The sequence below is a fragment of the Pseudomonas sp. PS01303 genome (genome assembly GCF_029959385.1).
GTDB classification, from domain to species: domain Bacteria; phylum Pseudomonadota; class Gammaproteobacteria; order Pseudomonadales; family Pseudomonadaceae; genus Aquipseudomonas; species Aquipseudomonas rustica.
This window is the reverse complement of the sequence record NZ_JASCPK010000241.1, coordinates 1-5,019: the sequence shown is the minus strand read 5'-3', so window position 1 is coordinate 5,019 and position 5,019 is coordinate 1. Positions and strand designations below refer to the sequence as shown.

Here is a 5,019-nt window from a genome sequence, read left to right as displayed (position 1 = left end):
GGCTCACTCCTACAGGAGAAACTCATTCCAACTGTAGGAGTGAGCCTGCTCGCGATGGGGCCAATAGAGGCGCTATAAATCCAGGATCAGAAAAACCGCGTCAAACTCACCTTGGCATTACGCCCCTGGCTGTATGCCATGTCCCCGCTCAACGCCGGCCGGTAGCTTTCGTTGAACAGGTTATCGACGGTCAAATTGACCTCGGTGCCTTTCAGATACGGCTGTTGCGGTTTCCAGTTGGCAAACAGGCCCTGAACGTTGTAGCGGTCGTTGTCGTAGTGATCGTAGTAGACGTCACCCAGCGAGTTTTTGCTCTGGCCATACAGGTCGCTCGGCAGGCGATCGGTCTTGCGCACGAACTCGCCCTGCCAGCCGACTTGCGCGTCCCAGTTCGGAATCTTAACGCCCACAACGGCGATCCATTTCGGCGGCGGAATGTCCCGCGCCCAGACGTCCGGGCCCCATGGATTGGTGTAAGCGCCTTCGTGCTTGCCGGTCATCCACGAGTACGACAGCGAGCCGAACAGGTAGGTCGAGTCGTAGAAACTCTCGACCTCGAAACCCTTGATGGTCAGCCCGCCGATGTTGCGGTAGTTGCTCATCGGCCCCGAGCCTTTGCAGTCGGTGGCGATGCTGCCGCCCTTGTTCCACTGATTCTGGCAACCGATGCCGGTGGCTTTGAAAATCTCGTCGTCAATCTTGTTGCGGAACAGCGTGGTGCGGATCTGCACGTTGTCGTGGTCGGCGAACACGTTGGAAAAGTGGCTGATGTTGCCCGCACGCCAACCGGTGATGCGCTCCGGATCGAGGTCGACGCTGGTCGCGGTGCGGCTGCCCAAACCCTGCACTTCATATTGTTCATCGAGCACCGGCGCGCGCCAGGTTTTGCTGTAGTCGACGAAGAATGCCACGTCCGGGGTCATTTTCCAGAACGCCGACAGACGCGGTGACCAACCGGTGTAGGTGCGGTCGCTGTAGTCGTGGCCGATCGCTGGATCCTGACTGCTGTAGTACGGCGCGTCGTTGGCCTCGCCGCGATTGCGCACGTGGTCATAACGCACGGACGGCGTCAGGGTGAAGTCGCCGTAGGTGATCGCGTCTTGCAGGTAAACGCTGTTGGTGTCGACCTTGCCCTTGGGCATGAAGTACGGCTGGAAGTGGCCGAAGTTGTACTTGGGCACATCGTAAGTCGAGCCGGGCATCCACATGTCGGTGTTGCGCGCATGCTTGCGGATTTCCACGCCGCTGGTCACGGCATGTTCCAGCGAACCGGTTTCGAAGCGGCTGATGTTGCGCAGTTCGACGATGCGATCCTTGTAATCGGTGTCCATCTTGCGTCCGCCAGACGCGGCCTGGAAAAACGCCGTGGCGTCGCGTTCGTCGGTCTGATCGGTGTCGGATTCCGAGTAGCTCAACTTCATGTCGATCAGACGGTTATCCAGCGGCTGATACTGGTAGTACGTCGACCACGTGGTGTCGATGGTTTCGCGATTGGCGAGGAAGCGTTTCAGCGCACCGTCGTAGCCGTATTTTTTGATGTTGTCCGGCGTCGGCGGGTTCGGGTAGGTCGCCGAAGAGAACGGCGTCCAGCGCTGGCTTTCCGAGTGCGAGTACATCATCCCGGCGCTGTGCTCGTCGTTCAGGTGCAGGTTGACCTTGACCAGTTGGCCGTCGAGATCCAGCGCACTGTTGGGCAAGCGCTTGGGGTTGATCGGGTAGTAGTTGTCCGGATTCGGCAGGTTGTCGGCGAGTTTCATGTCGCCGCCGTCGCGCTTGGTCAGGTACACCAGCGCGTCGGCGCGGCCATCGTCGGTGCGGCCGAACACTGCGCCGCTGTAGGTTTGTTGATGGTCGTTGCTGGCGTAACCGTATTTGACCATCGCACCGCTGTTGCGGCCTTCCTGGAGCATGTCCGGCGCGTCTTTGGTTTCCATGTGCACGGTGCCGCCGAAACCACCGTTGCCGGTGAACAGCGAGTGCGGGCCTTTCTCCACTTCGATGCTGCGGATCAACTCGGGCTCGATGAAAATCGTCCCCTGCTGATAACGCTCGAAGCCGCTTTTGGTCGCGCCATCGAGGGTCAGCGGAACGTCTTCGGCTTCGCCCAGGCCCCAGATATTGATCTTCTGGCCGCCGGGTTTCATCGAGCCGCTCATGCTCACGCCGGGCAACGTCGCCAACAGCGCAGGCACGTTGTTCGGTTGATGGCGATCAATGTCAGCCTGGGTCAGGGTCGAGCGGCCGACGGTGCTGGAGTCGACTTCAGTACCGGTGCCGATCACGCTCAACGCGTCGAGTTGAATGCTGTCGCTGCTGCTGGTGACCGATTCCACCGGGCGCACCACGTAGGTTTGATTGACCTTGATCAGGCCGAATTGGCTGTTGTCGAGCAACTGGCGGATCGCCGCTTCCGCGCTGAATTCACCGTCGATGGCCGGCGCCTTGAGGTTGCGCAATTGCGCTTCGTCGAACAGCAACTGGATCTTCGCCTGCTGAGCGATCTGGCTCAGCGAGGTCGCCATCGACTGCGCCGGCAATTGCAGACGGATGGCCTCGGCGTGGGCTTGCACACTGAACGCCAGGCAGGCGGCAAGCAGGGTCGGTCGAAGGCAGGTGAGCGGGTACGGCGAAAGCACGCGAAACATGGAATCCCCCAGGGCGGCGAAAAGGCCAAAAAGGCCTGCGTCAGCAACGCAGACCCGGAGGAAGACGCGGCAGGCAAAAAAAACCTCACATGCGAATGCAAAATATTCTCATGTGAAGTTGTTTCAGCGATTTTCGATGCGGATTCGGCCGTCGGCCAAGGCTACGGTTTTCACCGGAATCAGCGCGGGGAGGGCACTGATCAATGCGTCGGGATCTTCGACGTCGAGGTTGCCGGAGACTTTGATCTGCCCCAGTTTTGCATTCGCCAGCAGCACCGGTTTCGCCCGGTACTGATTCAACTCATCGACCAGACTCGACAGTTCGCGATTGCGAAACGACAAATGCCCGGTGCGCCAATCGGCGACCTGACTGACTGCCAGCGTTTGCTGTTGCATGTCGCCACTGGCGAGATCGACCGTCACTTGCTGTTGCGCACCGAGCAATAGAGGGGCGCGTTTGTCCGGGGCGAACGCCACCTGACCGTGGGCGACGCTGACGACCAATTGCTGATCGGTGCGCCGCACATCGAAACCGGTGCCGACCACACGCACCGTGGCGTCGCCCGTCTGCACCCACATCGGCCGTTCCTTGTCCGGCGCGACTTCCACATAGAACTGGCCGCGCTCGAGAAAAATCCGCCGTTGATGGCTGTCGAAGTCGATGCGCAACTGCGTGTTGGCGTTCACCGACAACGTGCTGCCGTCCGGCAATTCGACGGTGTGCATGCCTTTCGATTGAGCAGTGATCTGTTGCTGATAAACCTCGTGGGGCGTGCCCAGATGCGTGGCCAGTACGGCACAGATCAGCGCGGCGGCGACCGCGAATGCCGGGCGCCAGACGCTCTTCGGTTTGCGCGCGCGGATCGGCGTCGGTTGATTGAGTTGCTGCAAGGCGCCGAGGTCGGCCCACAATTCTTCGAAGGCGCGATAGGCCTTGGCGTGCTCCGGTTCGCGCAGCCAGCGCTCGAACGCCTGACGCACGGTGCGACCCTGTGGCTGGCGGTTGCGGGTGAACCACGCGGCGGCCTGGGCGTCGATGCTGTTATCGGCCTGGTCGCTGTCGAAATCGTAAGGGTGGTTCATGCTGGCTGCTCCGTGCCGTTGTCGTGATCCAGGCGTTGCTTGCAATGCATCAGGGCGAAGGCGATATGTTTCTCCACCATGCTCAGGGAAATCCCCATGCGCTCGGCGATCTGCGCCTGACTCAAGCCTTCGAAGCGGTGCAGCATAAGGGCCTCGCGCCGACGTGGCGAGAGTTCGGCGAGGACTTCTTTCAGTTGCTCAAGGCGTTGCTGGCGCTGTGCGGCGGCCATCGGCTCGTGATGTTCATCGCTGACCGGTTCGGCATCGTTGTCGTGATGGGGCTGGACGATGTGCCGCACCTTTTGTTTGCGCCAGTGATCGCGCAGCAGATTGCGCGCCATCTGAAACAGAAACGCACGCGGCTGCTCGACCTTGGCGCGGTCGCGATAATCGAGCCATTGGGTGAACACGTCTTGAGTCATGTCCGCCGCGTCACTGGGATTTTCCGTGCGCTTGCGCAGGTAATGCAGGATGTCCCCGTAAAACCGGCGAAAAGCATCGGCCGACAGCGGATCGGGCGTGAGGCGAGGCATGGATATCCTTCTTGACGAAGCAGGGCGCAGAAAGCGCCGGATGATATCGAGAATTATTGTCATTTGTCATGTTGGCGATCACGTCTGTCATCGAACAGTGGCTAAACCGGCGAAACGGGCTTTACTTTCGGGGGTTCAAATCGACAGGAGCAGCGACATGTCCGGATGGTACGAGTTGAGTAAAAGCAGCAACGGCCAGTTCAGGTTCGTCCTGAAAGCGGCGAACGCCGAAACGATTCTGACCAGCGAGCTGTACACCACCCGCTCGGGAGCGGAAGGCGGCATCGCCTCGGTGCAAACCAACAGCGCGCTGGATGACCGTTACGAGAAAAAATCGACGAAGGACGGCCATCCGTACTTCAACCTCAAGGCGGCCAACCATCAGATTATTGGCAGCAGCGAGGCGTATTCATCGGATGCGGCGTGCGACAAAGGCATCGCCAGCGTCAAGGCGAACGGGCCGACAAAAGCCATCAAGGACAAAACGTTGCCTGTCCTTTAACCCTCAATACCTGGCACTTGTAGGAGCAAGGCTTGCCCGCGATGGCGGTGTATCTCTCAACATCACTGTTGAAGGATAGGGCCTCTTCGCGGGCAAGCCTTGCTCCTACGGGGTTTTGCGTTTTTCGAGAGATCAGCGTAGGCGTTCAGGATGGTGCATTTGGCTCTGGCCCGTCGCACACATCCCCTGTAGGAGCTGCGGCACGCTGCGATCTTTTGATTTTGAACTTGTAAAAATCAAGATCAAAAGATCGCAG

The 5,019-nt window shown here is 59.7% G+C and carries 4 protein-coding genes; 1 reads left to right on the top strand and 3 read right to left on the bottom strand.

Features of this window, described 5'->3' with window-relative positions:
• Window positions 1-86 precede the first annotated feature (86 nt).
• The 3 genes from QMX93_RS29675 to QMX93_RS29665 form a co-directional block, all read right to left on the bottom strand.
• A complete protein-coding gene (locus QMX93_RS29675) occupies window positions 87-2,645 on the bottom strand; it encodes a TonB-dependent receptor (protein ID WP_282359121.1) in 2,559 nt (852 codons plus the stop codon).
• 123 nt (window positions 2,646-2,768) lie between these two features.
• Window positions 2,769-3,728: a FecR domain-containing protein gene (locus QMX93_RS29670; RefSeq protein ID WP_282359120.1), complete on the bottom strand. Its 960-nt coding sequence runs from the start codon at window positions 3,726-3,728 to the stop codon at window positions 2,769-2,771.
• Window positions 3,725-4,261 (bottom strand): RNA polymerase sigma factor, encoded by a 537-nt coding sequence (locus tag QMX93_RS29665; RefSeq protein ID WP_159815796.1) that lies wholly within the window; start codon window positions 4,259-4,261, stop codon window positions 3,725-3,727. Before QMX93_RS29665 ends, QMX93_RS29670 begins: the two co-directional genes overlap by 4 nt.
• Before the next feature lie 157 nt (window positions 4,262-4,418).
• On the opposite strand from QMX93_RS29665, the gene QMX93_RS29660 reads away from it, so the two are divergent.
• Window positions 4,419-4,763 carry a YegP family protein gene (locus tag QMX93_RS29660; RefSeq protein ID WP_282359117.1) on the top strand — a complete coding sequence of 115 codons (345 nt, stop codon included), beginning with the start codon at window positions 4,419-4,421 and terminating at the stop codon, window positions 4,761-4,763.
• The last annotated feature ends 256 nt before the right edge of the window (window positions 4,764-5,019 follow it).

What these genes read in the sequence shown, in the direction of transcription:
- QMX93_RS29675 (WP_282359121.1), bottom strand. Translation starts at nt 2,645, where the DNA reads ATGTTTCGCGTGCTTTCGCCGTACCCGCTCACCTGCCTTCGACCGACC.
- QMX93_RS29670 (WP_282359120.1), bottom strand. Translation starts at nt 3,728, where the DNA reads ATGAACCACCCTTACGATTTCGACAGCGACCAGGCCGATAACAGCATC.
- QMX93_RS29665 (WP_159815796.1), bottom strand. Translation starts at nt 4,261, where the DNA reads ATGCCTCGCCTCACGCCCGATCCGCTGTCGGCCGATGCTTTTCGCCGG.
- QMX93_RS29660 (WP_282359117.1), top strand. Translation starts at nt 4,419, where the DNA reads ATGTCCGGATGGTACGAGTTGAGTAAAAGCAGCAACGGCCAGTTCAGG.